Here is a 25,767-nt window from a genome sequence, read left to right as displayed (position 1 = left end):
CACTCCTGGCCGCAGGCTTCACCTGGGCGCAGCAACAGGACCCGACAACCCCGATGCCGGCCCCGGCCGCGCCGCCGGTGGTGGCGGTGCCGTCCGCTTCGCAGCCGCCCAAGCCCTCCGTCTCCACGCACCAGGCCATGAAGCCGGGCCAGCCGCGCATGGCGAAGACGGTGCGCACCGAGTCCAGCCCCACCTGGAACGAGCTGACCGCCGACCAGAAGAAGGCCCTGGAGCCGCTGGCCAGCAGCTGGAGCCGCCTGGGCACGGCGCACAAGCGCAAGTGGCTGGCCGTGTCCTCCAATTTCCCGACCATGCCGCCCGCGGAGCAGGCCCGCCTGCACAGCCGCATGGCCGAATGGGCGGCGCTGTCGCCCCAGCAGCGCACCCTGGCCCGCCTGAACTTCGCCGAGACGCAGGCCCTGCCGGTCGACGACAAGCGCGCCAAGTGGGAGGCCTACCAGAACCTGTCGCCGGAAGAAAAGAAGAAGCTCGCCGCCGGCGCCGGCAAGCCGGTGCCGCCCACGGCCGCCGCCGTGCACCCCGCGCCACAGAAGCTGACCGCCGTGCCGCCCCCCAGGAAGAACGACGCCCAGGCGCCACGCATCGCGGTGGCGCCCGGCAAGATCGACCACAACACGCTGCTGCCCGCGCCCGGCACCCTGCCCGCGTCGCAGCCTTGAGCTCTTTCCAGCCTTGACCGCCTCCGATCCGCTGGCCGCGCCCAGCCTGCGCCGGCGCATGGCCTGCTGGCTTTACGAAGCCCTGCTGCTGTTCGCGGTGGCCCTGCTCGCCACCCTGCTGTTTTCGGTCGCCACGCAGATGCGCAACGCGCTGCAGCACCGCCAATGGCTCACCGCCTTCCTGGCCGTGGTGCTGGGCATCTACTGCTCGTGGTTCTGGGCCCGCGGCCAGACCCTGCCCATGAAGACCTGGCGCATCGCCATCGTCGACCGCCACGGCCGCCGGCTGACGCAGGGCCGCGCCGCGCTGCGCTACGTCTACTGTTCGATGTGGGTGCTGCCGCCGCTGCTGATCGCGCAGGGCCGCTTCGCCGGCTGGGACCTGGCCGTCGTCTTCTCCGGCTGGGTCGCCGTCTGGGCCCTGTTGTCCCGCTTCCACCCGCAACAGCAGTTCTGGCACGACGCCTGGGCCGGCACGCGGCTGGTGGATGCCTCCGTGCTCGCCCCCCGGCCGGCGTCGGAGACAATCACCGCATGACGACAACATCGCAGGACGCGTTGGAAGAACCGGTCAACCCCCAGAAGCTGCGCTCCGGCTTCAGCCGCCTGTGGCACGCCACCGGCTATTCGCTGGCCGGGCTGCGCGCCGGCTGGGGCGAGGCGGCCTTCCGCCTGGAGGCCTGCCTGGCCGTGGTGCTGGTGCCGCTCGCCTTCTGGCTGGGCCGCTCCTGGGTCGAGGTGGCCCTGCTGGCCGGCTCGGTGCTGCTGGTCATGATCGTGGAACTCCTCAATACCGCGGTGGAGTCGGCCATCGACCGCATCGGGCTGGAGCGGCATCCGCTGTCCAAGCGTTCCAAGGACATGGGCAGCGCCGCCGTGCTGCTGGCGACCCTGATCGCCGGCGGCATCTGGCTGGCGGCCCTGGTGGAGTGGTTCAAGGCATGAGCAGTCCCCGTTTTTCCGTCTGCGTCTATTGCGCTTCGCGCACCGGCACCGACCCGCGCTTTGCCGCCGTCGCCGCCGAAACCGGCCGCTGGATAGCCGCGCAAGGCGGCCAGCTGGTCTACGGCGGCGGCAACAACGGCCTGATGGGCGTGATGGCCGGCGCCGCGCTGGCCGCCGGCGCCCGCGTGGTCGGCATCATCCCGCGCTCGATGGTGGAGCGCGAATGGGCCAAGCGCGATTGCACCGAGCTCCACATCGTGGAGAACATGCACGAGCGCAAGAGCATGATGGCCGAACGCTCCGACGCCTTCCTGGCGTTGCCGGGCGGCATCGGCACCTTCGAGGAATTCTTCGAGGCCTGGACCTGGCGGCAGCTGGATTTCCACACCAAGCCGGTGGGGCTGCTGAACACCGCGGGCTACTACGACAGCCTGCTGGCCTTCCTGCGCGACGGCGTGCAGCAGGGCTTCATGAGCCAGGGGATGATGGACCTGCTGACGTTCGGCACCGACGTGGCGCCGGTGCTGGAAGGGCTGGTGCAGTCCATCCGGCCGGGCCAGATGGACCTCTCGCAGATTTAAATCGCCGACTCGTCCATCTCGCCGGTGCGGATGCGCACCACGCGTTCCACGGTGGTCACGAAGATCTTGCCGTCGCCGATCTTGCCGGTGCGCGCGGCCTTGATGATGGCTTCGACGCAACGGTCCACGTCGTCGTCCTTCACCACCACTTCCACCTTCACCTTGGGCAGGAAATCGACGACGTACTCCGCGCCGCGATAGAGCTCGGTGTGGCCCTTCTGCCGGCCGAAGCCCTTGACCTCGGTGACCGTGAGGCCCGTCACGCCGCATTCGGCCAGCCCTTCGCGGACCTCCTCCAGCTTGAAGGGCTTGACGATGGCGGTGATCTGTTTCATTCAGTAGTCCTTAAGCACGAAATTTTCCGGTAATAGGATAGCGCCAATCCTTGCCGAAGCTGCGGTGGGTGACACGGATCCCCACCGGCGCCTGGCGGCGCTTGTACTCGTTGATGCGGATCAGGCGGGCTACGCGTTCCACCACGGCGCGCTCGAAGCCGGCGGCGACGATGTCCTCGATGCCCTGGTCGTTCTCCATGTAGCGCGAGAGGATCGCGTCCAGCACCTCGTAGGGCGGCAGGCTGTCCTGGTCGGTCTGGTCCGGGCGCAGTTCGGCCGAAGGCGGGCGCGTGATGATGCGCTCCGGGATCGGGTCGGCGCCGGTGCCGTAGGGATCGTTGGCGTTGCGCCAGCGGGCCAGCCGGAACACCACGGTCTTCAGCACGTCCTTGATCACCGCGAAGCCGCCCGCCATGTCGCCATAGAGCGTGCAGTAGCCGGTGGCCATCTCGCTCTTGTTGCCGGTGGTCAGCACGATGCTGCCGAACTTGTTGGACATGGCCATCAGCAGCACGCCGCGGATGCGCGCCTGGATGTTCTCCTCGGTCGTGTCCTCGGCCCGCCCCGCGAATTCGCCCGCCAGCGCCTGCTTGAAGGACTCGAACATCGGCTTGATCGAGATCTCGTCGTAGCGCACGTTCATGCGCTTCGACATTTCGGCGGCGTCGGTCCACGAGATCTCCGCCGTGTACGGCGAAGGCATCATCACCGCGCGCACCTTGTCCGCGCCCAGCGCATCGACGGCGATCGCCAGCACCAGGGCCGAATCGATGCCGCCCGACAGGCCCAGCAGCACGCCGGGGAAGCCGTTCTTGCCGATGTAGTCGCGCACGCCCAGTACCAGCGCGTGCCAGAGTTCGGCGTCGCCATCGGGCTGGCTGGCCTTGGGGCCGGACAGCGTCACGCGGCCGCCCTGCTCCTGCGCATCGACGTAGAACAGGTCCTCCACGAAGGCCGGCGCCAGCGCGGCCAGCTGGCCGTCGGCGTTGACCGCGAAGGAAGCGCCGTCGAAGATCACTTCGTCCTGGCCGCCCACCAGGTGGGCGTAGACCAGGGGCAGGTCCACGGACCGGGCGCGATCGGCCATGCGCGCGACCCGCTCGCCGCTCTTGCCGGCGTGGAAGGGCGAGGCATTGGGCACCACCAGCAGCTGCGCGCCGCCTTCGCGGGCCAGCTGCGCCGGTTCGTCGAACCAGGCGTCCTCGCAGATCAGGAGGCCGACGCTGATGCCTTCCACCTGGAACACGCAGCTGCCGTGGCCGCGGGTGAAGTAGCGGTATTCGTCGAACACCTGGTAGTTCGGCAGCTCGCGCTTGGCGTAGGTTTCCAGCACGCGGCCTTCGCACAGCACGCTGGCGGCGTTGTGGCGCTGCTGCACCTGCACCGACTTGCCGCGGATGCCGCCGCCATGCGGGTGGCCGACCACGACGTGCAGGCCCTTCAACCCCGCGAGCTCGCGGGCCACCGTTTTCACGGCATCATCGCAGGCGTCGATGAAGGCGGGCCGCAGCAGCAGGTCTTCGGCCGGATAGCCGCAGATGGACAGCTCCGGGGTGAGCACCAGGCGCGCACCCTGCTCGTAGGCCTGGCGGGCCGCGGCTATGATTTTTTGCGCGTTGCCCGCCATGTCGCCGACGATGACGTTCAGCTGGGCGGTACAGATTTTCAGTGGCATTTCAGTGGTGCAGGACAGCTCAATCGATTATGTCACCCGGGTGCTGAGGGCGCCGGGAGAGGCCAGCGCCGCGGCGTGGAACGCGCTGCTGGCGCACGCGGGCTTCTCGCCCTTCATGCGGCACGAGTACCTCGGCGCCCTGCACGCGAGCGGAAGCGCGACCGCGGACCAGGGCTGGGACCCGCACTTCGTGACGCTGTGGCGCGGCGACGAGCTCGTGGCCGCCTGCCCGCTGTACCTCAAGGACCACTCCTACGGCGAGTACGTGTTCGACTGGGCCTGGGCCAATGCCTATGCGCAGCACGGCCTGCACTACTACCCCAAGGCGCTGGTGGCCGTGCCCTTCACGCCGGTGCCGGGCCCGCGACTGCTGGCGCGCGACGCGACGCTGCGCGTGGCGTTGGTGAAGGAGGTGCTGGCCTTCTGCCGCAGGAAGAAGCTGTCCTCCTTGCACCTGCTGTTCGGCGACGAGAGCGACGTCGCGGCCTGCAGCGCCGCGGGGCTGATGCTGCGCCACACCGTGCAGTTCCACTGGATCAACGAAGGCTGGAAGGACTTCGACGCCTTCCTCGCCAGCCTGGCGCAGGAAAAGCGCAAGAAGATCCGCCAGGAGCGGCGCAAGGTCGCCGAGGCCGGCGTCACCTTCCGCGCGAGCCAAGGGCGCGCCATCGCGGCGGCCGACTGGGACTTCTTCTACCAGTGCTACGAGCGCACCTACCTCGAACATGGCAACGCGCCCTACCTCACGCGCGACTTCTTCCGCCGCATGGCCGCCACGATGCCGGAGAACTGGCTGCTGTTCGTCGCCGAGCGGGACGGCAAGCGCATCGCCGCCAGCCTGATCGGGCTGGGCGAGGACGTGGCCTACGGCCGCTACTGGGGTGCGTTGGAGCGGGTCGACTGCCTGCACTTCGAGGCCTGCTACTACCAGCCGCTCGCCTGGTGCATCGCCAATGGCATCCAGCGCTTCGAAGGCGGCGCGCAAGGCGAACACAAGATGGCGCGCGCGCTGATGCCGGTGAAGACCACCAGCGCCCACTGGCTCGCGCACCCGGCCTTCGCCGATGCGATCGAGCAGTTCCTGAAGCGCGAGGGACGCGGCGTGGACAGCTACCTGGAACACCTGGAAGCGCGGTCGCCGTTTCGGGAAGCGGAAGGCGGGCAATAAGGCCTTACCCGGCCTGGCATCGATACAAGTTCGAGAGCGTAGCGATCTGCAAAGCTTGTACCCCCCAAACGAGGGATGTGCGGGCAGCGACCGCGCTTTTATTCTCGACACCGTCCGTTGAAGGCCGGGTCGAAACTAGAGCGTCCGCGCATTGATCGTTACATGACCAGTACCCTGGTCGCGGGGAGCAAGCCCCGCGACGCCCTCTGTCCAGCCGCCGAACCCTGGCACCAGCCGGTTCACGAGAACCCGGCGTTCTCGTGCCTGAAGGGCGCGGCACGCGTTCTGATGCTGCAAGGGCCCGTGGGGCCCTTTTTCGATCGGTTGGCGGGCTGGCTGCAGGCGCGTGGCTGCAAAGTCGAACGCATCGTCTTCCAGGGCGGCGACGAACACGATTGCCAGTCCGTGCGGCCCATGCGCTTTCGCGCAGCGCCGGCCGAATGGCCAGCCTACATCAGCGAACTGCTCCAGTCGCAACGGCCCGACTGCATCCTGCTGTTCGGTCAGGGTCGCTCCTATCACAAGGTGGCGCTGGAGCGCGCTCGCGCCATGGACCTTCCCGTCGTCGTGACGGAGGAAGGCTATTTCCGCCCCGGCTACGTGACCATGGAACTGGGCGGCGTCAACGGCTATTCGACGACCCTGGAGCGTTTCGAGTGGGCGGGCGCGGAAGACAGGGCGCTGCACCCTTCGATCAGCCCGATGCATTTCCAGAAGATGGCGTGGCACGCGTCGCAGCACTACGTGGCCTTGGACAAGCGGCGCCGCCAGTACCCGCACTACGAGCACCATCGCTCGACGCACGCGCCTTCCTATGCGTTGTACTGGACCCGCTCGTGGCTCCGCAAGGGCTTGCATCGCGGAACCGACGGCAAGCTGCAGCACTGGCTGGTTGCCACCGGGCAGCCGTACTATTTCGTCCCGCTGCAGCTGGAAGGAGACAGCCAGGTCACGCAGCACAGCTCCTATGCCTCCGTGTCGCAGTTCGTGACGCAGGTGCTGCATTCCTTCGCGCGTCACGCGCCCGCCGGCTCCTTGCTGGTGTTCCGCCAGCATCCACACGCGCGCGGCGGCCCCGGGCATCAGGGACTGATCCGATCCCTCGCAAGAAGCCTGGGCGCGAGCGGCCGCATCTTCCACCTGGTGGAGGGCGACACCCCCGTCCTGGCCCAGCACTCGCTGGGCACGGTCTTGATCAACAGCACGGTGGGGTTGCAGGCGCTGGAACGCGGCTCGCCGCTGATCGTGCTCGGCGACGCGCCTTACAAGCGGCCCGCGCTGACGTTCACCGGCCCGCTGGATGCCTTCTGGAGCGAGCGCGCGCCGCCCGATCCGGAAGCGGCCGGGCGATTCCTCGCCCAGGTGAAGAACCTCACTCAGGCCCCCGCGAGCGTCTATGCACTGCGCAACGAGCCGCTGCCGTGGGTGTCTTCGTTGGTACCGGCGCCGCCGAAGTTGCAAATGGCGGACAGGTGAATTCCCTGAGATCGAGCCAACATCCCGCCGAAGACGACAGCGTTGGCTTCGACGATCAGTACGGTCGAACATAATCAAAATCATGATTGCAAGGTCTGCCCGCAAGCTGGGTGCCCGCCGCGTTCTCCTGATCGCAGTCGCCGTTCCCACCCTGCTCGCCGCCTTCTATCACGCGTTCTGGGCGAGCGACGTGTTCACCTCCGAGTCGCGCTTCGTCGTGCGCAGCCCGGAACGCCCGAGCCGCGGCGTGCTGGGAAGCTTCCTCGAAGGCACCGGCTTCAGCAAGACCCAGGACGACAGCTATACGGTGCGCGAATACATCCTCTCGCGCGACGCCTTGCGCGTGCTGGCCGATCGCCTGCAGTTGAAGGAGGCGTACGCAAGCAAGCACGTGGACCTGTTCAGCCGCTTTGGCGGGCTCGATTTCGACGACAGCTTCGAGGCGCTGCATCGCTACTATCAGACCAAGGTGGATGTGCAGACGGACTCGAATTCGTCGATCGTGACCTTGAACGTGAAGGCATTCACGGCGAAGGACGCGGCGGACTCCAACCGCCTCCTGCTGGAACAGAGCGAGGAACTGGTCAACCGCCTGAACGAACGCGGGCGCCGCGACCTGGTCCGCTACGCGCAGAACGAGGTCGCGCAAGCCGAGAAGGCAGCGCAGGCCGCGAGCCTCAAGCTCTCCAGCTTCCGCAACGCGCAGAGCGTCGTCGACCCGGAACGGCAGGCAGCCGTGCAGCTGCAACTGGTCGCGAAGCTGCAGGACGACCTGATCGCCACGACCACGCAGTTGTCCCAGCTGCAGGCCTTCACGCCCTCCAACCCGCAGATCCCCGCCCTGCGCAGCCGCAGCCGCACTTTGCAGGAGGAGATCACGAAGGAGACCGCGCGCGTGGCCGGCGGCAGCGCTTCACTGGCCAACAAGGCGGCCGGGATCCAGCAGCTCGCGCTGGAGACGGAGTTCGCCAACAAGCAACTGGCCAGCGCGCTGGCCAGCCTCGAGACGGCACGCAACGAAGCGCAGCGCCAGCAGGTGTACCTGGAGCGGATCGCGCAGCCCAGCCTGCCGGACGTCGCGCAGGAGCCACGGCGCGTGAAGGCGGTTCTGTCCGCCATGCTGCTGGGACTGGTCGCCTGGGCCATCCTGAGCATGCTGCTCGCCGGCGCCATGGAACATCTCGACTAGCGCGCGGCGACGACATGGAACCGGCCTTGAGCGCGCTGCGAGTCCAGGTCCGCGTGGTGCGCGCGCTTCTTCTGCGCGAGATCCTCACCCGCTACGGACGGCACAACATCGGCTTCCTGTGGCTGTTCGTCGAGCCGATGATCTTCACGCTGGGGGTCGCGGCGCTGTGGACCTTCGCCCGCTTCCACGAGCATTCCTCGATTCCCGTCGTCGCCTTCGCCGTGACCGGCTATTCCTCCGTTCTCCTGTGGCGCAACATGCCGACCCGCTGCATCGGCGCGGTGGAGCCCAATCTCGCGCTGATGTCGCATCGGCAGGTGAAGGTCATCGACATCTTCCTGTCCCGGCTAGTCCTCGAAGCGATGGGTGCCACGATCTCCTTCATCGTGCTGTCCCTCGTCTTCATCGCCATGGGCTGGATGAAGATGCCGCACGATGTGCTGAAGATCGCGCAGGCCTGGTTCATGCTCGCCTGGTTCGGCATGGCGCTCGCGATCTTCCTGGGTTCGCTCTCGATCCGGTCCGAGCTGGTCGAAAAGCTCTGGTATCCCGCCGCCTATCTCCTGTTCCCGCTGTCCGGTGCCGCCTTCATGGTGGACTGGCTGCCGCCAGCGGCACGGAAGGTCGTCCTGCTGCTGCCCATGGTCCATGGCGTGGAGTGCCTGCGCGAGGGCTACTTCGGCCCCGCCGTGAGCTCCCACCATGACCTGGCCTACATGGGAATCTTCAGCCTCGCCCTGACCGCGGTGGCCCTCGCGCAGGAGCGCGTGGCCAGCAAGCAGGTGGTGCCGGGATGATCGAACTGCAGGGAGTGGGCAAGTCGTACCCCACGCGTGGCGGGACCCACCAGGTCCTGCGCGACGTCGGCCTGACGATTCACCCCGGCCAGAAGCTCGGCATCCTCGGGCGCAATGGCGCCGGCAAGTCCACGCTGATCCGCCTGCTGAGCGGCGCCGAACGGCCTACCTCCGGCCAGGTACGCCGGAGGATGAGCGTCTCGTGGCCGCTCGCCTTCGGCGGCGCGTTCCAGGGCAGCCTGAGCGGGCTCGACAACCTGCGCTTCATATGCCGCATCCATGACGTGGACCACGCGCAGAAGGTGGACTACGTGGAGGATTTCGCCGAGTTGGGCAAGTACCTGCGCGAACCAGTCAAGAACTACTCCGCCGGCATGCGGGCCCGGCTGGCCTTCGCGATTTCGATGGCGGTGGAGTTCGACTGCTTCCTGATCGACGAGATCATCGCGGTCGGCGACGCGCGCTTCCACGCCAAGTGCCAGGCGGAACTGTTCGAAAAGCGCTCCGATCGCGCCTACGTCATCGTCTCCCACGACCCGAACAACATTCGCTGGCACTGCCAGAGTGCGGCGGTGCTGCACGAAGGAACTCTCAGCCACTTCCACGACCTGGAAGCCGCCTATCGCTACTACGACGAGGGCGCCGCCTGATGCCTGCTCCTCTCCGCCCTGGCGCCTTGAAGGTCCTCCTCGACCTGAAGCCGGCCTTCGACGGCCACGCCGGCATCCCGCAGGAAACGCGGCTGCTGTTCCGCAGCCTCTGTGCCAGCCCGGGCTACGAGGTGGAAGGCCTGATCCAGCATGGCGCACGCAAGCTCAAGGCCGGCATTCCGCCGAACAAGGCAGGCCTGGCCGATCCGCGGCGCATCAACCGCCTGTCGCGGGTGATCGTGTCCCTGTACGAGAAGCCGCACGGCAATCTGCTGGAAGCGGCGGCTGACGCCGCGGGCAAGCACCTGCAGGTCTCCCTGCTGCGGCTGAAGGCGCAGCTCGGGCTGCGCATGGAAACCCACATCTTCGAACCTGCGCTGTTCGACGATTTCCTCTGGCGCACCTTCTTCAGCATGACGCTGAAGGCCGCTGACAAGGCGACCATCGCCGGCGCGGGATTCCGGCTGCTGGGGCCTTCGCGCAAGATGATGCACCAGGTGGGGCTGGGCGGCCTGGCGCGCGGCGCGGCGCGGCGCTTCGCGACCGTGGACACGCGCGGCTTCGACGCCTTCGTCGCGCAGACGCCCTTTCCCGGCCGCGTGACGCCCGGCTGCCGGCTGGTCGTGCGCTACCACGACGCCGTCCCCGTGCTGATGCCGCACACCATCAGCGACAAGGCCTTCCACCAGGCTTCCCATTTCCACGCGCTGCAGGACAACGTCCGCTCCGGCGCGTACTTCTCCTGCGTGTCCGGCGCCACCCGCGACGACCTGCTGAAGATCTTCCCCGAGGCGCAGGACCGAGCCTTCGTCGTCCCCAACATCGTCTCGGACGAATACTTCCCCGAGGACTCGAACGGCGCCGTCGTGCAGCAGGTGATCCGCAACCGCCTGTGCAAGACGAACAAGCTCAACACGGTGCTCCCGCGGCCGGACGGCGCGCCCGCCCCCTTCGACTACCTGCTGATGGTCTCCACGCTGGAGCCGCGCAAGAACCACCTGTTGTTGGTCGAGGCTTGGGAACGCCTCAAGTACACCAGCCGCCCCGGCCTCAGGCTCGTGCTGGTTGGCGGCATGGGCTGGGATCACGCGGCGATCATCGAGGCGTTCAAGCCCTGGGCCGAGAGCGGAGACCTTTTCCACCTGAGCAACGTGCCGCCGGCGGAATTGCGCGCGCTGTACCGACACGCCGCGGCCACCGTTTGCCCCAGCCTCGCGGAAGGCTTCGACTATTCCGGCGTCGAGGCCATGCGCAGCGGCAGCGTGGTCGTCGCCTCGGACATCCCCGTCCACCGCGAGGTCTACCAGGACGCGGCGGAGTACTTCGACCCGTATTCCGCCGAGGACGCGGCGCACGCACTGGAGCGCGTGCTTGACGCCGGCGCGGCCGACCTGCGAGGCCGCCTGCGACAGCACGGCGCGCGGGTCGGCGCCCTCTATTCCGAACAGAACATCCTGCCGCAATGGGACGCGCTCCTGGACCACGCCCGGGTGCACCAGCGCCGACCGGCCGCTGCCGCTGGACAAGGACAGCCATGAACGCGAACCTGAAGCACTACCACGAAAGCGGATTCCCTTCCATCGAAGGCTGGTGTGCCGACCAGCTGTTCGACGCGGTCGACCTCCTCGACGGCGTCGCGATCAACAAGAAGGGCGGATGCATGGAGATCGGCGTCCACCACGGCAAGTTCTACATCCTCCTGAACCAGGTGGTCGCGGCCGGCGAGACGTCTTATGCCGTCGACATCTTCGAGGACCAGAACCTCAACATCGACCAGTCCGGCTCCGGCTCGCTCGAGAAATTCCAGGCGAACCTGGTCGCGCACGACGTGCACCGCGGCGCGAACACGATCATCGTGAAGGGCGACTCCACCGACTCCGGTCTGGCCCTGGACCAGAGAGTCCGTCCCGGCTCGCTGCGGTTCATCTCCGTCGACGGGGGCCACACCGTCGAACACACGGTCAACGACCTGCAGATCGCGGCCCGGCTGGTCGCCAACGAGGGGGTCGTCATCCTCGACGACATCCTCAACCACCACTGGCCCGGCGTCATCGAGGGCGCCTTCAGGTTCCTTGCGACCTCGCCGGTGCTGGTGCCATTCGCCCTGGGCCACAACAAGCTGTACCTGTGCAAGCTGAGCTTTCAGGCCTACTACTGCAACCTGTTCAGCGCGAGCCACCTGTTCACGAAGACGGTGCGCTTCCACGGCCACACCGTTGCCGCCCTGTAGCGGCCGACAACGACCATCGCGCAGTCCATCGCCATGACCCTGAACGAGCTCCTGGGCCTTCCCGCCGACTCCTTCATCACGACCGCCTACCTGCATCTCCTCGGCCGGGCCCCCGACGCGGCCGGGCGCGAGCACTACATGCGCCGCCTGGCGGAGGGCCACGGCAAGGCCGGGGTCATCTACGACCTGCTGCGGTCGCCCGAGGGCGCGAAGCTGGCGGCCGACTCGAAGGAAGACACCTCGCATCTCGGCGACGAGGCCTTCGTCGACTACAGCTACCGCAAGCTGCTGGGCCGCGCGCCCGATCCCGGCGGCCGGGACTACTACGTCAGCCGGCTCAAGGACGGAGCGGCACGCACCTGGGTGTACCAGCACATCGACGGGTCGGACGAAGCGCGCGAGCGCCGGGAGCGCGGGCTCGACTTCCGCGGCGACCTCGAGCGCCTCGTGCAGCAGCAGCGGCGCAAGCGCGGCTGGCTGGCGCGCCTCAGCCCGCTGGCGCGGCTCGAAAGGCGGCTCGCGCAGATCGAATTCGCCGCCGAGCAGCAGCATTGCGCGTTGGCCGGTGCCCTCGATTCCATGGCGGGCAGCGTTGCCCGCATCGAGCAGCAGGCGCTCACGGAAGGTATGCCGCAGCCATCGGACGCTGGGGCCGCCCGCCGGAGCAGCTATCCCTTTCCGGAACGCTCCGGTTCGCTGACGGACTCGCGCAGCCCACTGGCCAGGACCTTCGACCCGCAGGCGCGCTGAGCCGTGAAGAAGATCCTGGCCTTCTGCTTCTTTCCCGCCTTCGTGCCGCCGTCGAACGGCGGCGAGTCGCGCCTGTTCAACTTCTATCTCGCGCTCAGCAAGCACTTCGCCGTCACCCTGCTGACGTCCACCCATCCCGGTGAAATCGAGCAGGTCATCAACCACGGCGTGAACCTGGTCGAAAGGCGCATCCCCAAGGACGCGCACTTCGCCGGGCAATGGGAGCAGCTGCAGCCCTACGCCAGCGGCGGCGACCTGTCCGCGCCTTGCCTGGCCGCATCCGCAGCCTTTCCCGGCGCGCTTCACCAGGCCTACCTCGAGGAGTACGCGAGCGCGGACGCGATCATCCACGACTTCCCGTTCACCGCCGGCTACGACCTGTTCCTGGGCGTGGACCGCAAGCTGCGCATCTACAACGCGCACAACTGCGAAACCGCGCTCTATCGCGAACTGCATCCCGCCGATCATTCCGAGCCGCTCCACCGGATCGTGCGGGATTGCGAAAGCCGGATGCTGCGCCATTGCGACCTGCTGTTCTACTGCAGCGAGGACGACCTGCGCGGCCTGCGGGAGCTGGTCGAGGCGCCTCGCTACGAAGCGCTCTACGTTCCGCACGGAATGACGCCCTCCGCCCGCGCGCCCGCGCGGGACGTCCGCTCGGGTGAGGAATTCGCCGCGGTCTTCATGGGCAGCGCCCACCCACCGAACGCCGTCGCCGCGAAGTTCATCACCGAGGTCCTGGCACCGCAGGCGCCGACCGTCCGCTTCGACATCATCGGCACCTGCCTGCCCGCCGGTGAGTACGGACCGAACGTCGTGCGACACGGCGCGGTCAGCGAACAGCGCAAGCTGGAACTGCTGCAGGCAGCGGACCTCGCGCTCAACCCCATGGCGTCCGGCAGCGGGTCCAACGTCAAGGTGCTGGATTACATGGCCAACGGCCTGCCGGTCCTGTCCACCAGCTTCGGCATGCGCGGCATCGCAGCCATCGTGGGCCAGCACTTCCTGCAGGCGGAGCTGCCGGACTTCGCCACGGCGCTGCGGCACGCCGCGCAGGCGCCCCAGCTGCAGGCGATCGGGGCCGCTGGCCTCGCGCTGGTGTTCACCGGCTACACCTGGGACCGGGCGGCCACCCAGGCCGCCAGCCGCATCCACAGCCGGCTGAGCGAAGCGCCCGCCGCCTTGCCCGGCTTCGTCCTGGCCCTCAACGACTTCGATCCCTTCGCCGCCGTCGGCGGCGGCGGAACGCGGGTGCGCGGCCTGCACACCGCCATCGCCGGTTGGCGCGAAGTACTCTTCCTCACCTTCTCGGCCGACGACCGGCTGGCCGTGTACAGGCCCCAGCAAGGCGTGACCGTCTTCAACGTGCCGAAGACGCAGGAGCACCGGGCCGAAGTGGCGCGGACCAACGCCCTCTTCCACGTGTCGGCGGACGACATCGTCGCGGCCCGGCACTGCGCCGGCAACCCTTTGCTATCCGCGCTCTACGCGCTGCTGCGTCAGTCCGCCACCGCGGTGGTCCTGGAGCATTGCTACATGGGTGCGCTGCCCCGGGCTTTCGGCGACCCGTTCGTGTACTCCTCCCACAACCACGAGGCAGCCCTCAAGGCGCGACTACTGCACGGCCACCCGCGCGCCGCGGAACTGCTGCCCGTCGTCGCCGGCATCGAAGGCTTCGTGGTCGAATCGGCCGCCCTCACCATCGCCGTCTCGGAAGAAGATGCCGCCAGCTTGACCGTGGGCAAGCGCACTGCCGGCCCGATCCTGGTCGTGCGCAATGGCGTGCCGCCGGCCGGCGCGGAACGCCCCGGGTCACCAGCGGTCGAAGCGGCCGCCAGCAGCGTGGCTGCCGCTTCCGCAGTGTTCCTCGGGTCCGCGCACATGCCCAACGTGGAAGCCGTGCAGGCGTTGCTGCGGGATGTCGTGCCCCGGCTGCCGCACGTACAGTTCCACCTGCTCGGCGCAGTGTGCGACAGCGTGCAGGACGCGCCCCCGAATGTGGTCCTGTGGGGCACGGTGGACGAGGAGACGAAGTCGGCCGTCATGCGACGCTGCGCGCTCGCCCTGAATCCGATGGTCTCGGGCAGCGGCTCGAACGTGAAGCTGGCCGACTATCTCGCCCACGGCTTGTTCGTCGTCACGACGGAATTCGGCCAGCGCGGCTATCCACGCGCCATCGCGCCGCACGTCCAGGTCGCGTCGATCACCGGATTCGCCGAAGCGATGGAGCAAAGGCTCGCGGACGGCGACACCGCCTGCGCCGGCCGACGCGCCGAGCGCGAGCAGGTGTTCGCGCGGCACCTGTCCATCGCCACGCTGGCCCAGCGCTTCGTCCACGCGCTGCAGGTGCTTCCGCGCAAGCGGCGCCGCGTGCTGCTGGTGACTTACCGCTACCTGAGCCCGATCCTGGGCGGCGCCGAAGCGCACATCGAGCGCTTCATCCGCGCTCTCGGCCACAGCGGTGACTTCGATGTCGACGTCATCGCCCCCGAAGTGAGCAGCATGCAGAACCACCAGCGGTTCGGCGAGCGCTACGTGTTCGCCAGCGACAGCGCGGCCCCGGTGGACATGCCGAACGTGCGTTTCGCGCGCTTTCCCGTCGAGGCGCCCGACCCGGCGTGGCTGCAGCGGTCGCTGCGGCGCGCCTGGCGGGCACAGCCCCTGCTGGAGCGCGAAGCCAGCCGCCTGCTGGCAGACCGCTACCAGCACAGCGGCTGCACCTGGGGCTGGGCCTTCCCGGAAGGCGCGGGCGGCGATGCGCGGCGCTGGGCCTTCACGGCCTGCGAGATCTTCGTGGAGCGCGCAGGCAGCGTGCGCATGGCCGGACAGGCCGACGCCATGACGGTCGTGACCGCGAGCGACAGCGCCGGCCGAACCCTGGGCCACTGGACCCTCGAGGGCCTTTTCGAACTCGAATTCGCCGCCGAGGCCGGTTGCGTCCGGTTCTCCATCTCGGCACCCGTCCCGGCCGAGGACGCCCGGCCGCTCGCGTTGCTGCTTACCGCACTGCACATCGACGGCGAGGCGATCGCACTCGATGCGCCCACGCTCGTCCAGGAGGGCCTGGCCGGCCTGCCCTTCGCCGAAGTTCTCGATACCCTGGACAAGGCGGCGCAGCAGTCGCGTTTCGCGCTCGGCGTCGAACTGACGCCCCTGCGCGGCCCGTGGAGCCAGGGGCTGGAAAGCTTCATCGCGGAGCAAGTTGGCTCCTACGACCTGGTCGTGACCCACAACAACATCTTCCGCCCCGCGGTGGTGGCGCTAGCGGCCGCCCGAAAGCACGGCGTGCCGTCCATCCTCATTCCGCACGCGCACCTCGACGACGATTTCTATCACTTCCCGGACGTCCTCGAGAGCGCCAGGCAGGCCTCGCTGGTCCTGGCCGTGCCGCAGCTCGCCTGCGACTTCCTGGCGCAGCGCGGATGCAAGGTCAGCTACCTGCCGGCCGGCTGCGATGCCGGCGAGGAATTCTCGGACCAGGACGTGGACGCTTTCCGGCAGCTCCATCCCTCGCGGCGGGACTTCGTCCTGGTGCTGGGGCGGAAGACCGCGGCCAAGGGATATCGCGGCATCCTGGCGGCGGTGGAAGCGATCAACCGCGCGGGCACGCCGCTCGACGTGGTGCTGATCGGCCCGGATGACGACCAGGTTCCCGTCGCGGGCGCCCACGTCACCTACCTGGGGCGGCAGCCGCGCTCGGTGGTGCGGGGCGCGCTGCGCGCTTGCCAGATGCTTTGCAACATGAGCAGCAGCGAGAGTTTCGGCATCGTGCTGCTGGAAGCCTGGCTTGCCGGCAAGCCGGTCGTCGCCAACCGCCGCTGCGCGGCCTTCCAGGACCTGGCGCAATCGGAAGTGAACGCGTTGCTGGTCGACGAAGGCGCGCTGCCCGCAGCGATGCAAAGGCTCCATGCCTCTCCCGAACTCCGGGACCGACTGGCGGCCAATGGCCGGTCCGCAGCGCTGCGCTTCGACTGGGAGGCCGTGTCCGCCCGGTTTGTCGATTTCTGCCGCCAGACGGCCCGTTGCCCTTCCTAGCATGCGAATCCAGCAACCTTCCTTCCTCCTTTCCCTCGCCTGCGCGGCCCTGCTCCTCGCCGGCTGCGGCAGCCTCCCCACCTCCGGCCCGAACGAAACCGAGGTCCGCGCGGCAGCCAGCAAGACGCCCGCCGACACCGGCATCGTGCTCGTCGACCTCACCGACGAAGTCGTGCGCCACGCCGTCGACGCTTCGCGGCGCCCGCTGTTCTCCGAGAACTTCGGCAGCGCCCGCGCGCCCGGTTTCACCATCGGCCCCGGCGACGTCGTGGAGATCGCCGTTTGGGAAGCCCCGCCCGCCGCCCTGTTCGGCACGACCACGCTGGATACGCGCGGTCTCGCGGCCTCCAGTTCGCGCATGTCCACCCTGCCCGAGCAGCTGGTGAACAGCAACGGCACGATCAACATGCCCTTCGCCGGCAGCATTCCCGTCGCCGGCCGAACCACGCAGCAGGTGGAGGAAGAGATCGCGCGGCGGCTGAAGTCCAAGGCCAACGACCCGCAGGTGATGGTGCGCGTGGTGCGCAACGCTTCCAGCACGGTCACCGTGGTCGGAGAGGTGAACAACAGCACCCGCATGCCGCTCACGCCGCGCGGCGAGCGGCTGCTCGATGCGCTGGCGGCCGCCGGCGGCACGCGGCAGCCGGTGGGCAAGGTCACCGTGCAGCTCACGCGCGAGACGGCGGACACCGGCCGGCGCGGCGCGCGCGTGTACGCGTTGCCGCTGGACACCGTCATCGCCGATCCCGCGCAGAACGTATTGCTGCAGCCCGGCGACGTGGTCACCGTGCTGTTCCAGCCGAACAGCCTGCTGCTGCTGGGCGCGACGACGAAGAACGAGGAGATGAACTTCGAGGCGCAGGGCATCAGCCTGGCGCAGTCGCTGGCGCGCGCGGGCGGCCTCAACGACCTGCGCGCCGATCCCGAAGCCGTGTTCATCTTCCGCTTCGAGGACCCGGCGGTGGTCGGCGTATCCAACCCCGCCCGCACGACGGTCGATGGTCGCATCCCCGTGATCTATCGCGCCAACCTGCGCGACCCGGCCACCTTCTTCATGGCCCAGGGCTTCCCGATGCGCAACAAGGACATCCTGTACGTGTCCAACGCGCCCGGCGCGGAGCTGCAGAAGTTCCTGAACATCCTGTCCTCGGTCGTGACGCCGATCGTCACCGTGCGCGCCCTGGGCAACTGAGGCCACGCCACGCATGGAAGGCTCGCTGCTCATCGACGTCAGCCGGCTGATGGGCCGCGCCAGCCGCGGCCGCCTGCCGACCGGCGTCGATCGCGTGTGCCTGGCCCATGTCGAGCGCTTCGGCGCCCGCGCGCAGGCCGTGCTGCAGTGGCAAGGCTGGCGGCGCATCGCGCCTTACGGCGCGTCGCAGGAGCTGTTCGCGCTGCTGCGCAGTCCCGACGCCGCCTTCCGGGCGCAGGCCACGCGCGTGGTCGCCAGCGCCTGCCTGCCGCCCTGGCCCTCGCAGCAGGGCCGCGGCCGCGTCTATTTCAACCACGGCCACGCCCGGCTGGAAGACGCGGGCCTGGCCGGCTGGCTGCGCCGCACCGGGCAGCGGCCCGTATACATGGTGCACGACCTGATCCCGCTCACGCACCCCGAATACTGCAGGCCGGGCGAGCAGGAGCGCCATGCGCGGCGCCTGCAGCAGCTGCTGGCCAGCGCCGCCGGCGTCCTGGCCAACTCGGAGCACACGGCCGAAGGCCTGCGCCGCTTCGCGCAGGACCGCCAGCTGGCCTTGCCGCCCTTGCAGGCCGCCCCGCTCGCGCCCGCCGACCTGCGCGCGCCATCCACCGGGGCGCCGCTCGCGCGGCCCTACTTCGTCGTGCTGGGCACCATCGAGCCGCGCAAGAACCACTGGCTGCTGCTGCACCTGTGGCGCGAGCTGGTGGCGCAGCTCGGCGCGGATGCGCCGCACCTGGTCGTGATCGGCCAGCGCGGCTGGGAATGCGAGAACGTCGTCGACCTGTTGGAGCGCTGCGAAGCGCTGCGCGGGGTCGTGCACGAACTGCCGGCCTGCTCCGATGAGGAACTGGCCGGCTGGCTGGCCCACGCGCGCGCCCTGCTGTTCCCCTCCTTCGCCGAAGGCTACGGCCTGCCTCTGGTGGAGGCGCTGCGGCTCGGCACGCCGGCCATCGCCTCGCCGCTGCCGGCCTTCCACGAGATCGCCGGCGACGTGCCGGACTACGTCGCTCCGCTCGATGGCCCGGGCTGGGCGCGCGCCATCCGCGACTACGCGCAACCGCACAGCGTGCGCCGCGCCGCGCAAATCGAGCGCATGGCGGGCTTCGCCACGCCCACCTGGGACCGCCACTTCGAGCAGGTGGAGGCCCTGCTGGAGCGCCTGCGATGACGACGCCGCTCCATGCCCATGGCTTCTCGCTGCGCAAGCGCGCGCTGGTGCGCGCCTTCACCGGCCGGCGCGACGTGCGCTTCGTGCGCCGCGGCCAGGACGTGCCACCGGGCGCGCAGCTGTTGCTGTGGGGCGCCGCGCCCTTGCCGTCCGGCCTGCCCGAAGGCGTGCGCATCGTGCGGGTGGAAGACGGCTTCCTGCGCTCGGTCGGCCTCGGCGCCGACCTCGTGCGGCCGCTGTCCTGGGTGCTGGACGACCAGGGCATCTACTTCGACGCGCGCCGGCCCAGCGCCCTCGAACAGCTGCTGCAGCACGCCAGCTTCGAGGCCACGGAGCTGCAGCGCGCCGCGGCCCTGCGCGCACGGATCGTGCAGGCGGGCCTCACCAAGTACAACCTGGCCGCCGCGCCCTGGCAGCCGCGCGCCCACGGACGCCCGCTGGTGCTGGTGGCCGGGCAGGTGGAGACCGACGCCTCCATCGCCTGCGGCAGCGTGGACATCGCCACCAATCTCGGCCTGCTGCAGGCGGTGCGGCAGGCACGGCCGGACGCCCACATCGTCTACAAGCCGCATCCCGACGTGGCCGCCGGCCTGCGCGGTGCCGGCCAGGGCGAGCAGGAGGCGCATCGCTTCTGCGATGAAGTCCTGCGCGAAGCCGCCCTGCCCGAATTGCTGCGCCAGGTCGACGAAGTCCACGTGCTGACTTCGCTGACCGGCTTCGAGGCGCTGCTGCGCGGCAAGCGCGTCACCTGCTGGGGCCAGCCGTTCTATGCGGGCTGGGGGCTGACTGAAGACCGCCATCCGCATCCACGCCGCAGCCGCCGGCTCGCGCTGGACGAACTGGTCGCCGGCGCGCTGCTGCGCTATCCCGTGTACCTGGGCCGCTCCAACGGCGCTCGCTGCACACCGGAGCAGGCGCTGGACGAACTGTTGCAATGGCGCGCCCGCCAGCCCGCCACCGCCCGCTGGCGCCGCTGGTTGCGGCCGTTGCTCGCCCGCCCATGAGTGCCCTCGCACGAGTGTGCCTCGTCGGCTTCGGCAGCGCCGGTGACATCCATCCGCTGCTGGCCCTGGGACAGGCCTTGCGTGAACGCGGGCGCGCCGTGACGTTCGTCTCCAACCCTGCGTTCGCAACGGAAGCGGCCCAAGCCGGACTGGGCTTCCTGCCGGCCGGCGAGGCGCAGCACCTGCAGGACACCATCCGCCACCCGAAGTTGTGGCATCCCGTCGACGGCTTCGGCGTGATGTGGCGCTACCTGCTGCGGCCGGCGCTGCAGCCGACCTATGAGCGACTGGAACAGCTCGCGGGCCAGGGGCCGCTGGTCGTCGTCGCCAGCCCCGTCGCGATGGGCGCGCGCGTGGCCCAGGAGCGGCTCGGGATTCCGCTGGTCACGGCTTATACGGCGGCCACGATGCTGCGCACCGTGCAGGACCCGATGACGCTCGCGCACTGGCGCGTGCCGCGCTGGTGGCCGGACGCGGCACGGCGCGCCGCCTGGGCACTGTTGGACCGCTACAAGCTGGAGCCGCTGGTGCGGCCGGCGCTCGATGCGCTGCGGGGAAGGCTAGGACTCGAGCCGCTGCAAGGGCCGGTGTTCGGGGAATGGATGCATTCGCCGCAGGCGGGCCTTGCGCTGTTTCCGCAGTGGTTCGCGCCAGGCGCGGAGGATTGGCCGCGGCAAGTCGTGCAGGCGGGGTTTCCGTTGTATGACGAAGGCGGAGGTGGTTTGCCCGAAGGATTGCAGGAGTGGCTGGAGGAAGGCACGGCGCCGGTGGTGTTCATGCCGGGGACGGCGAGGCTGGGGGCGGAGGAGTTTTTCGCGGCGGCGCTGAAGGCATGTGGGGAAGCTGGGGTCCGCGGGCTGTTGCTCGGAGATGGGGCGCCGCGGTGCGCAGCGGAGCTGCGCACCCTACAAGGGGACGTCAGGGCGGAACGGTATGCGCCGTTCGGCGCGCTGCTGGCGCGCACGCGGGCGCTGGTGCACCACGGCGGGATCGGAAGCTGCGCGCAGGCGCTGCGAGCAGGCATTCCGCAGCTGGTGGTGCCGCAGGCGTATGACCAGTTCGACAACGCGATGCGGCTCGAGGGGCTGGGCGTCGGGGTGCAGGTGCGCGACGTGCAGGAAATGCCTGCGCAACTGCGGCGGCTGCTGGCCAGTCCCAGTGTCACCGCAGCTTGCCAACGCTGGTCGGTCCGCGCGGAGCCGCAGGCAGCCCGCGACGCCGCCGTGCGGGTGGTGGAGCAGCTCGCATGAACGCCAGCGTGCGCCACCGCCACGTGTTCTTCCTGAGCGGCTTCGACCCCAAGGGGGCGTCTTACTACCACGGCCTGTACGCCCGCAATGCGCCGCTGCAGGGCGAGGTCACCGGCACGCGCTACGAGGTCGGCCCGCGCACGCGCCTGGCCAACGGCAACAGCTGCTGGCAGGTGCGCAGCGGGGGCACCGAAACCAGCTTCGAGTTCGTGCGCTGGGACGACATCGTCCGGGCGCACTGGCCGCGCAGTGCCTGGCAGGTGCTGGTGGGCAGCCTGCGTGGCTACGCGGCGGCGCTCGCCTCGCCGGCGGCGCTGCGCAAGGTCGGCCAGGCGGCGCCGCGCACGCTGATCGCCCTGGCCTACCCGGCGGTTTTCTGGCTCGTGGCCTTGCTGCTGGCGCTACTCGCGGTCGTCGTGCTCGGGCCCCTCGGCGTGGTGGCTGCCGCGGCGATCCTGTGGGGCGCGTGGCGCTGGGAGCGGAGGCTCAACACCAGCTGGCTGCTGCGCATCTACCGGTTCGCCGCCGACTGGCGCGGCGGCCGCACGCCGCAGTTGCAGCAACGCATCGATGATGCTGCCGCCGCGGTGGTGCAGCGCTTGCTGGCCCAGGAGGACGATGAGGTGCTGCTGGTCGGCTACAGCGTCGGCAGCCTGCTGGCCGCCAGCATTGCCGCCCGCGTGCAGGCGCGGGGTCTGCCGCTGGAACGCTTTTCCTTCGTCACGCTGGGCCATTGCGTGCCCTTGCTGGGGCTGATGGCCGGCGCCGACGCCTTTCGCGCCGATCTCGCGCGCCTCGGCCTGCCGCCGCGCCTGCATTGGGTGGACTTCTCCTCACCCACCGACTGGGGCAGCTTCGCGCTGGTGGACCCGCTGGCCCTCTCGCTCGGCGCGCCGCAGGCGCATGGGCCGCGCATGGCCTCGCCGCGCTTCCACACGATGTTCCCGCCGGACGAATACGCGCTGCTGGTGCGCGACAAGCGCCGCATCCACCTGCAGTACCTGCTGGCCGGCCACAAGCCCGCCCTCTACGACTACTTCGCGATCACCGCCGGGCCGCAGCGCCTGGCCGAACGCATGGACACCGCCCCGGCAGCATGACCCACTTCTGCCCCGCCTACCCCCGCCCGCGCGCCTCGCGCGCCTCGAAGGCGCTGCTGTTCTTCAGCGCCCGCCGCTCCTGGCTGGACACGCTGTACGAGCGCAGCTACTCCATGCAGATGGGCGAAGTGCACCTGCCCGGCGTCGACCTGTACATGGTCAACGAGCCGGCCCTCGTGAAGCAGGTGCTGGGCGAACAGGCCGCGGACTTCCCCAAGAGCCCGCTGCTGGCCGAGGCGCTGGCGCCGCTGCTGGGAGAAAGCATATTCACCACCAACGGCGCGCAGTGGCAGCGCCAGCGCGCGATGATGGACCCGGCCTTCGCGCAGGCGCGGCTGCAGGTCGCCTTCCCGCGCATGCGCGAAGCCACGCAGGCGCTGCTGCAAAGGCTGCAGGCGCTGCCCGACGGCGCCGAGCACGACATGGAAATGGAGATGACCCATGTCACCGCCGACATCATCTTCCGCACCATCTTCTCGCTGCCGCTGGAGGGCGCCGACGCGCACCGCGTGTTCGACGCCTTCGCCCGCTACCAGGCGCTGGCGCCGCGGCTGATGCTGCCGGCCCTGTTCGGCCTGCGCTGGCTCACCTGGCCCTGGGACACGTGGCGCAGCCGCCGCGCCGCGCAGGAAATCCGCGGCCTGCTGGAAAAGCTGGTGCGCCCGCGCTACGAGGCATACCAGGCGGGCCTTCCCCACCCGCAGGCCGACATCCTGTCGGCCTTCCTCGACGCGCGCGACCCGCAGACCGGCGCGCCCTTCGACTTCGACGAGCTGGTGAACCAGGTCGCGATGCTGTTCCTGGCCGGCCACGAGACCTCGGCGAGCGCCCTGGGCTGGGCGTCCTACCTGCTCGCGCATGCGCCCGCCATCCAGGATCGCATGCACGCCGAGGCCTCAGCGCAGCTGGGCGAGCGCCAGCCGGAGTCCACCGACATGAAGCAACTCACCCTCACCTGGAACGTGTTCCGCGAAACCCTGCGCCTGTTCCCGCCGGTGGGCTTCTTCGCTCGCCAGTCCGCCGGCGGCTGCCCCATGCGCGACAAGCAGGTGCCCGCCGGCGCCACCGTGGTCGTGTCGCCCTGGCTGATCCACCGCCACCGCCAGTGGTGGGCCGAGCCGGATGCCTTCGACCCGGACCGCTACGACAACGACGCGGCACGCGAGCCGCTGAAGCGGGCTTACCTGCCCTTCGGCATGGGACCGCGCGTCTGCCTGGGCGCCGCCTTCGCCTTGCAGGAAGCGGCGCTGATCCTTTCCAGCATCGTGCGGCACTGGCGGCTCGAGCCGGTGCCGGGCCACGTGCCGCAACCCGTGGGGCGCCTCACCATCCGCTCGGCCAACGGCGTGCGGCTGGTCCTGCGGCGGAGGGCGACGGCATGAAGGAGCGCATGGCCGGTTTCCTGCTCATGTCCATCGTGGTGCCGCTGGCGATGCTGGGCTACCTGATCCTCGTGGTGGTCGGCTTCACCGGGCCCAACGCGCGCGGGCGCGCCGGCGTGCGGGCGCTGGACCACTTCGTCAATGCGACCGTCTTCAATGGCTACGCCTGGGAGAGCGTCTCCTCGCACGCATGGCGCGTGCGCGAGGAGAAGCGCTGGGCGCGCTGGGTGATCCGGGCTACCGACCACTTCCAGCAGGACCACTGCCGGCGCGCCAACAAGCGCGAACAGCCGGTGGTGGACCTGGTGCTGCAGAAGGGCCTGCAGAAGCAGACGATCTTCTGATGCGCCCCGTCCAGCGCCGCAGCGTGTTCTACGTCAGCGGCTTCGACCCCAAGGGCGCCGCCCACTACCACGCGCTGTACCGCGACGAAGCGGCGGCGCAGGAGCGCGCCGGCGGCCTGCCGCTGGAGGTGGGCGCGCGCAAGCGCCTGGCCGACGGCAACGCGGCCTGGAGCGTGGCCGCCGAAGAGGACGGCGCGGCCATCCGCACGCACTACGAATTCGTCCGCTGGGACCACGTGGTGCGCGCGCACTGGCCGCGCGGCAAGCTGCAGCTGTGGCGCGACATGCTGGTCGCAAGCCTCTTCAACCTGCGCCACGGTTCGCTGTGGCGCATGTTCAAGCAGTGCTGGCCGCCGGCGGTGGCGCTGTTCATCCCGTTCGTGGTGCTGTGCGTGCTGCTGCTCGGCGCGCCGCTGCTCGGCGGGCTGGCGGCGTGGGGCGCCTGGACGTTCACCGGGCAGGCATGGACGGCCTGGCCGGCCGTGGCGCTCGTGCTGCTCGCCCTGGCCTGGTTCGAGCGGCGCATGGACGAACGCTTCAACATGTACTGGCTGATGCGCAGCTACGCCTTCACGCGCAAGCAGGCCTTGGGCCGGACGCCCGACCTGGAAGCGGCGCTGGACGCGCAGGCCCGCAAGCTGGCCGCGCAACTGCGCGACGGCGAGGACGACGAGGTGCTGGTGGTCGGCCACAGCTCGGGGGCGATCATGGCCGCCCTGCTGGTGGTGCGGGCGCTGCGCCTGCTGGAAGGCAAGCCGCACCGGGCCACGCTGTCGCTGCTGACGCTGGGGCAATGCATTCCCCTGCTGGCGACCCTCCCGCAGGCCCTGCGCTTCCGGGACGAACTGGCCGAACTGGGGCGTGCCAGCGACCTGCACTGGGTCGATTTCTCGGCCCCGCCGGATGCCAGCTGCTTCGCGCTGTGCCCGCCTCCGGGAGCAGAGGCGCGCACGAAGCTGCTGTCCCCGCGCTTCGCGGAGATGTTCGATGCGCCGTCCTACCGGGCGCTGCGGCGGGACAAGTTCCGGATGCATTTCCAGTACCTGATGGCCGCGCCGCGGCCGGTCGACTACGACTATTTCCGGATCACGGCCGGCGCGAAGACGCTGGAGCAGCGCTTCGCGCACCTGGCGAGCGTCACGGACTTCCGGACGCTGCGGCCGTTCGGCTGATCACCCGTTCGGGTTGGCCTTCTTGTAGGCCTCGATGCCCTGCAGCACTTCCTGCTTGGCGCTCTCGGGGCCTTCCCAGCCCAGCACCTTGACCCACTTGCCGGGTTCGAGGTCCTTGTAGTGCTCGAAGAAGTGGGCGATGGTCTTCAGGCGCATCGGGTTCAGGTCTTCCGGCTTCTGCCACTGGGTGTAGATGGACAGGATCTTGTCGACGGGCACGGCCAGCACCTTGCCGTCGTCGCCGGCTTCGTCCTGCATCTTCAGGATGCCGATCGGGCGGCAGGGCACCACCACGCCGGGGATCAGGGGCACCGGGGTGATCACCAGCACGTCCACCGGGTCGCCGTCGCCGCTGATGGTCTTGGGCACGTAGCCGTAGTTGGTGGGGTAGTGCATGGCCGTGGACATGAAGCGGTCCACGAAGATGGCGCCGGTTTCCTTGTCCACCTCGTACTTCACGGGGTCCGCGTTCATCGGGATCTCGATGATCACGTTGAAGGCGTCGGGAACGTTCTTGCCGGGGGTGACGAGGTCGAGGGACATGTTTCTGCTTAAAGGAAAGAAAGTAGCAAGGCTCGGGACAAACCCTGATTTTAGTTGGCTGGAGGCCGCATTCCGCCGGACGACATGGAGCCGTCACG

General features: G+C 69.3%; 24 protein-coding genes. 21 read left to right on the top strand and 3 right to left on the bottom strand.

Features of this window, described 5'->3' with window-relative positions; genetic code table 11:
* Window positions 1–53: 53 nt before the first annotated feature.
* Genes HHL11_RS17495 through HHL11_RS17480 form a run of 4 tightly spaced genes read left to right on the top strand, consistent with a single transcriptional unit; the run spans window position 54 to window position 2,206 of the window.
* Window positions 54–680: a DUF3106 domain-containing protein gene (locus tag HHL11_RS17495; RefSeq protein ID WP_169419615.1), complete on the top strand. Its 627-nt coding sequence runs from the start codon at window positions 54–56 to the stop codon at window positions 678–680.
* A 13-nt stretch (window positions 681–693) separates the two neighbouring features.
* Entirely contained in the window at window positions 694–1,218 is a 525-nt protein-coding gene (locus tag HHL11_RS17490) for an RDD family protein (protein ID WP_281068671.1), read from the top strand.
* Window positions 1,215–1,625 carry a diacylglycerol kinase gene (locus tag HHL11_RS17485; RefSeq protein ID WP_169419613.1) on the top strand — a complete coding sequence of 137 codons (411 nt, stop codon included), beginning with the start codon at window positions 1,215–1,217 and terminating at the stop codon, window positions 1,623–1,625. Before HHL11_RS17490 ends, HHL11_RS17485 begins: the two co-directional genes overlap by 4 nt.
* The gene (locus HHL11_RS17480) at window positions 1,622–2,206 is read left to right on the top strand and encodes an LOG family protein (protein WP_169419612.1); all 585 of its coding nucleotides are present in this window, start codon (window positions 1,622–1,624) and stop codon (window positions 2,204–2,206) included. Before HHL11_RS17485 ends, HHL11_RS17480 begins: the two co-directional genes overlap by 4 nt.
* Here the strand turns inward: HHL11_RS17480 and HHL11_RS17475 are convergent.
* A complete protein-coding gene (locus HHL11_RS17475; protein ID WP_169419610.1) occupies window positions 2,203–2,541 on the bottom strand; it encodes a P-II family nitrogen regulator in 339 nt (112 codons plus the stop codon). The two genes, HHL11_RS17480 and HHL11_RS17475, sit on opposite strands and share 4 nt — an antisense overlap.
* 10 nt (window positions 2,542–2,551) lie before the next feature.
* Entirely contained in the window at window positions 2,552–4,216 is a 1,665-nt protein-coding gene (locus HHL11_RS17470; RefSeq protein ID WP_169419608.1) for an NAD+ synthase, read from the bottom strand.
* A gap of 7 nt (window positions 4,217–4,223) precedes the next feature.
* On the opposite strand from HHL11_RS17470, the gene HHL11_RS17465 reads away from it, so the two are divergent.
* The 17 genes from HHL11_RS17465 to HHL11_RS17385 all read left to right on the top strand — a co-directional run bounded on the left by HHL11_RS17465 (window position 4,224) and on the right by HHL11_RS17385 (window position 25,126).
* Window positions 4,224–5,384: a GNAT family N-acetyltransferase gene (locus tag HHL11_RS17465; protein ID WP_342593230.1), complete on the top strand. Its 1,161-nt coding sequence runs from the start codon at window positions 4,224–4,226 to the stop codon at window positions 5,382–5,384.
* Between the two features lie 162 nt (window positions 5,385–5,546).
* Window positions 5,547–6,860: a capsular biosynthesis protein gene (locus HHL11_RS17460; RefSeq protein ID WP_169419606.1), complete on the top strand. Its 1,314-nt coding sequence runs from the start codon at window positions 5,547–5,549 to the stop codon at window positions 6,858–6,860.
* Between the two features lie 82 nt (window positions 6,861–6,942).
* Window positions 6,943–8,049 carry a KpsE/RkpR family capsule polysaccharide export protein gene (locus HHL11_RS17455; RefSeq protein WP_169419605.1) on the top strand — a complete coding sequence of 369 codons (1,107 nt, stop codon included), beginning with the start codon at window positions 6,943–6,945 and terminating at the stop codon, window positions 8,047–8,049.
* A gap of 14 nt (window positions 8,050–8,063) precedes the next feature.
* A complete protein-coding gene (locus HHL11_RS17450) occupies window positions 8,064–8,846 on the top strand; it encodes an ABC transporter permease (RefSeq protein WP_169419604.1) in 783 nt (260 codons plus the stop codon).
* Window positions 8,843–9,496, top strand: a complete 654-nt coding sequence (locus HHL11_RS17445) for an ABC transporter ATP-binding protein (protein WP_169419603.1) — start codon at window positions 8,843–8,845, stop codon at window positions 9,494–9,496. The genes HHL11_RS17450 and HHL11_RS17445 overlap by 4 nt, the downstream gene beginning before the upstream one ends.
* Window positions 9,497–9,522: 26 nt before the next feature.
* A complete protein-coding gene (locus tag HHL11_RS17440; protein ID WP_169419602.1) occupies window positions 9,523–11,034 on the top strand; it encodes a glycosyltransferase family 4 protein in 1,512 nt (503 codons plus the stop codon).
* A complete protein-coding gene (locus HHL11_RS17435) occupies window positions 11,031–11,726 on the top strand; it encodes a class I SAM-dependent methyltransferase (protein WP_169419601.1) in 696 nt (231 codons plus the stop codon). The genes HHL11_RS17440 and HHL11_RS17435 overlap by 4 nt, the downstream gene beginning before the upstream one ends.
* Before the next feature lie 33 nt (window positions 11,727–11,759).
* Window positions 11,760–12,476 carry a DUF4214 domain-containing protein gene (locus HHL11_RS17430; protein ID WP_240980099.1) on the top strand — a complete coding sequence of 239 codons (717 nt, stop codon included), beginning with the start codon at window positions 11,760–11,762 and terminating at the stop codon, window positions 12,474–12,476.
* A gap of 3 nt (window positions 12,477–12,479) precedes the next feature.
* Window positions 12,480–16,511: a glycosyltransferase gene (locus HHL11_RS17425; protein WP_169419600.1), complete on the top strand. Its 4,032-nt coding sequence runs from the start codon at window positions 12,480–12,482 to the stop codon at window positions 16,509–16,511.
* Between the two features lies 1 nt (window position 16,512).
* Window positions 16,513–17,703 carry a polysaccharide biosynthesis/export family protein gene (locus HHL11_RS17420; protein ID WP_169419599.1) on the top strand — a complete coding sequence of 397 codons (1,191 nt, stop codon included), beginning with the start codon at window positions 16,513–16,515 and terminating at the stop codon, window positions 17,701–17,703.
* Window positions 17,704–17,716: 13 nt separating this feature from the next.
* Window positions 17,717–18,874, top strand: coding sequence for a glycosyltransferase family 4 protein (locus HHL11_RS17415; RefSeq protein WP_169419598.1), 1,158 nt, complete (start codon window positions 17,717–17,719; stop codon window positions 18,872–18,874).
* Complete coding sequence (locus tag HHL11_RS17410) at window positions 18,871–19,878, top strand: capsular polysaccharide export protein, LipB/KpsS family (RefSeq protein WP_169419597.1); 1,008 nt, start codon at window positions 18,871–18,873, stop codon at window positions 19,876–19,878. Before HHL11_RS17415 ends, HHL11_RS17410 begins: the two co-directional genes overlap by 4 nt.
* Window positions 19,875–21,128: a glycosyltransferase gene (locus HHL11_RS17405; protein ID WP_169419596.1), complete on the top strand. Its 1,254-nt coding sequence runs from the start codon at window positions 19,875–19,877 to the stop codon at window positions 21,126–21,128. The genes HHL11_RS17410 and HHL11_RS17405 overlap by 4 nt, the downstream gene beginning before the upstream one ends.
* Window positions 21,125–22,228, top strand: a complete 1,104-nt coding sequence (locus tag HHL11_RS17400; RefSeq protein WP_169419595.1) for a thioesterase domain-containing protein — start codon at window positions 21,125–21,127, stop codon at window positions 22,226–22,228. The genes HHL11_RS17405 and HHL11_RS17400 overlap by 4 nt, the downstream gene beginning before the upstream one ends.
* Window positions 22,225–23,610, top strand: coding sequence for a cytochrome P450 (locus HHL11_RS17395; RefSeq protein ID WP_169419594.1), 1,386 nt, complete (start codon window positions 22,225–22,227; stop codon window positions 23,608–23,610). Before HHL11_RS17400 ends, HHL11_RS17395 begins: the two co-directional genes overlap by 4 nt.
* Window positions 23,607–23,954 carry a hypothetical protein gene (locus HHL11_RS17390; RefSeq protein WP_169419593.1) on the top strand — a complete coding sequence of 116 codons (348 nt, stop codon included), beginning with the start codon at window positions 23,607–23,609 and terminating at the stop codon, window positions 23,952–23,954. Before HHL11_RS17395 ends, HHL11_RS17390 begins: the two co-directional genes overlap by 4 nt.
* Window positions 23,954–25,126 carry a hypothetical protein gene (locus HHL11_RS17385; protein ID WP_169419592.1) on the top strand — a complete coding sequence of 391 codons (1,173 nt, stop codon included), beginning with the start codon at window positions 23,954–23,956 and terminating at the stop codon, window positions 25,124–25,126. Before HHL11_RS17390 ends, HHL11_RS17385 begins: the two co-directional genes overlap by 1 nt.
* On the opposite strand, the gene ppa is transcribed toward HHL11_RS17385, so the two are convergent.
* Window positions 25,127–25,669 carry an inorganic diphosphatase gene (gene ppa, locus HHL11_RS17380; protein ID WP_169419591.1) on the bottom strand — a complete coding sequence of 181 codons (543 nt, stop codon included), beginning with the start codon at window positions 25,667–25,669 and terminating at the stop codon, window positions 25,127–25,129.
* Between the last annotated feature and the right edge of the window lie 98 nt (window positions 25,670–25,767).

It is taken from the genome of Ramlibacter agri, from assembly GCF_012927085.1.
In the GTDB taxonomy this organism is placed as follows: Bacteria; Pseudomonadota; Gammaproteobacteria; order Burkholderiales; family Burkholderiaceae_C; genus Ramlibacter; species Ramlibacter agri.
This window is presented reverse-complemented; position numbering and strand designations above follow the sequence as displayed.

What these genes read in the sequence shown, in the direction of transcription:
- HHL11_RS17460 (WP_169419606.1), top strand. Translation starts at nt 5,547, where the DNA reads ATGACCAGTACCCTGGTCGCGGGGAGCAAGCCCCGCGACGCCCTCTGT.
- HHL11_RS17430 (WP_240980099.1), top strand. Translation starts at nt 11,760, where the DNA reads ATGACCCTGAACGAGCTCCTGGGCCTTCCCGCCGACTCCTTCATCACG.
- HHL11_RS17385 (WP_169419592.1), top strand. Translation starts at nt 23,954, where the DNA reads ATGCGCCCCGTCCAGCGCCGCAGCGTGTTCTACGTCAGCGGCTTCGAC.
- HHL11_RS17495 (WP_169419615.1), top strand. Translation starts at nt 54, where the DNA reads ATGCCGGCCCCGGCCGCGCCGCCGGTGGTGGCGGTGCCGTCCGCTTCG.
- HHL11_RS17390 (WP_169419593.1), top strand. Translation starts at nt 23,607, where the DNA reads ATGAAGGAGCGCATGGCCGGTTTCCTGCTCATGTCCATCGTGGTGCCG.
- HHL11_RS17405 (WP_169419596.1), top strand. Translation starts at nt 19,875, where the DNA reads ATGAGTGCCCTCGCACGAGTGTGCCTCGTCGGCTTCGGCAGCGCCGGT.
- HHL11_RS17395 (WP_169419594.1), top strand. Translation starts at nt 22,225, where the DNA reads ATGACCCACTTCTGCCCCGCCTACCCCCGCCCGCGCGCCTCGCGCGCC.
- HHL11_RS17475 (WP_169419610.1), bottom strand. Translation starts at nt 2,541, where the DNA reads ATGAAACAGATCACCGCCATCGTCAAGCCCTTCAAGCTGGAGGAGGTC.
- HHL11_RS17435 (WP_169419601.1), top strand. Translation starts at nt 11,031, where the DNA reads ATGAACGCGAACCTGAAGCACTACCACGAAAGCGGATTCCCTTCCATC.
- HHL11_RS17415 (WP_169419598.1), top strand. Translation starts at nt 17,717, where the DNA reads ATGGAAGGCTCGCTGCTCATCGACGTCAGCCGGCTGATGGGCCGCGCC.
- HHL11_RS17420 (WP_169419599.1), top strand. Translation starts at nt 16,513, where the DNA reads ATGCGAATCCAGCAACCTTCCTTCCTCCTTTCCCTCGCCTGCGCGGCC.
- HHL11_RS17480 (WP_169419612.1), top strand. Translation starts at nt 1,622, where the DNA reads ATGAGCAGTCCCCGTTTTTCCGTCTGCGTCTATTGCGCTTCGCGCACC.
- HHL11_RS17470 (WP_169419608.1), bottom strand. Translation starts at nt 4,216, where the DNA reads ATGCCACTGAAAATCTGTACCGCCCAGCTGAACGTCATCGTCGGCGAC.
- HHL11_RS17400 (WP_169419595.1), top strand. Translation starts at nt 21,125, where the DNA reads ATGAACGCCAGCGTGCGCCACCGCCACGTGTTCTTCCTGAGCGGCTTC.
- HHL11_RS17410 (WP_169419597.1), top strand. Translation starts at nt 18,871, where the DNA reads ATGACGACGCCGCTCCATGCCCATGGCTTCTCGCTGCGCAAGCGCGCG.
- HHL11_RS17485 (WP_169419613.1), top strand. Translation starts at nt 1,215, where the DNA reads ATGACGACAACATCGCAGGACGCGTTGGAAGAACCGGTCAACCCCCAG.
- HHL11_RS17450 (WP_169419604.1), top strand. Translation starts at nt 8,064, where the DNA reads ATGGAACCGGCCTTGAGCGCGCTGCGAGTCCAGGTCCGCGTGGTGCGC.
- HHL11_RS17455 (WP_169419605.1), top strand. Translation starts at nt 6,943, where the DNA reads ATGATTGCAAGGTCTGCCCGCAAGCTGGGTGCCCGCCGCGTTCTCCTG.
- ppa (WP_169419591.1), bottom strand. Translation starts at nt 25,669, where the DNA reads ATGTCCCTCGACCTCGTCACCCCCGGCAAGAACGTTCCCGACGCCTTC.
- HHL11_RS17445 (WP_169419603.1), top strand. Translation starts at nt 8,843, where the DNA reads ATGATCGAACTGCAGGGAGTGGGCAAGTCGTACCCCACGCGTGGCGGG.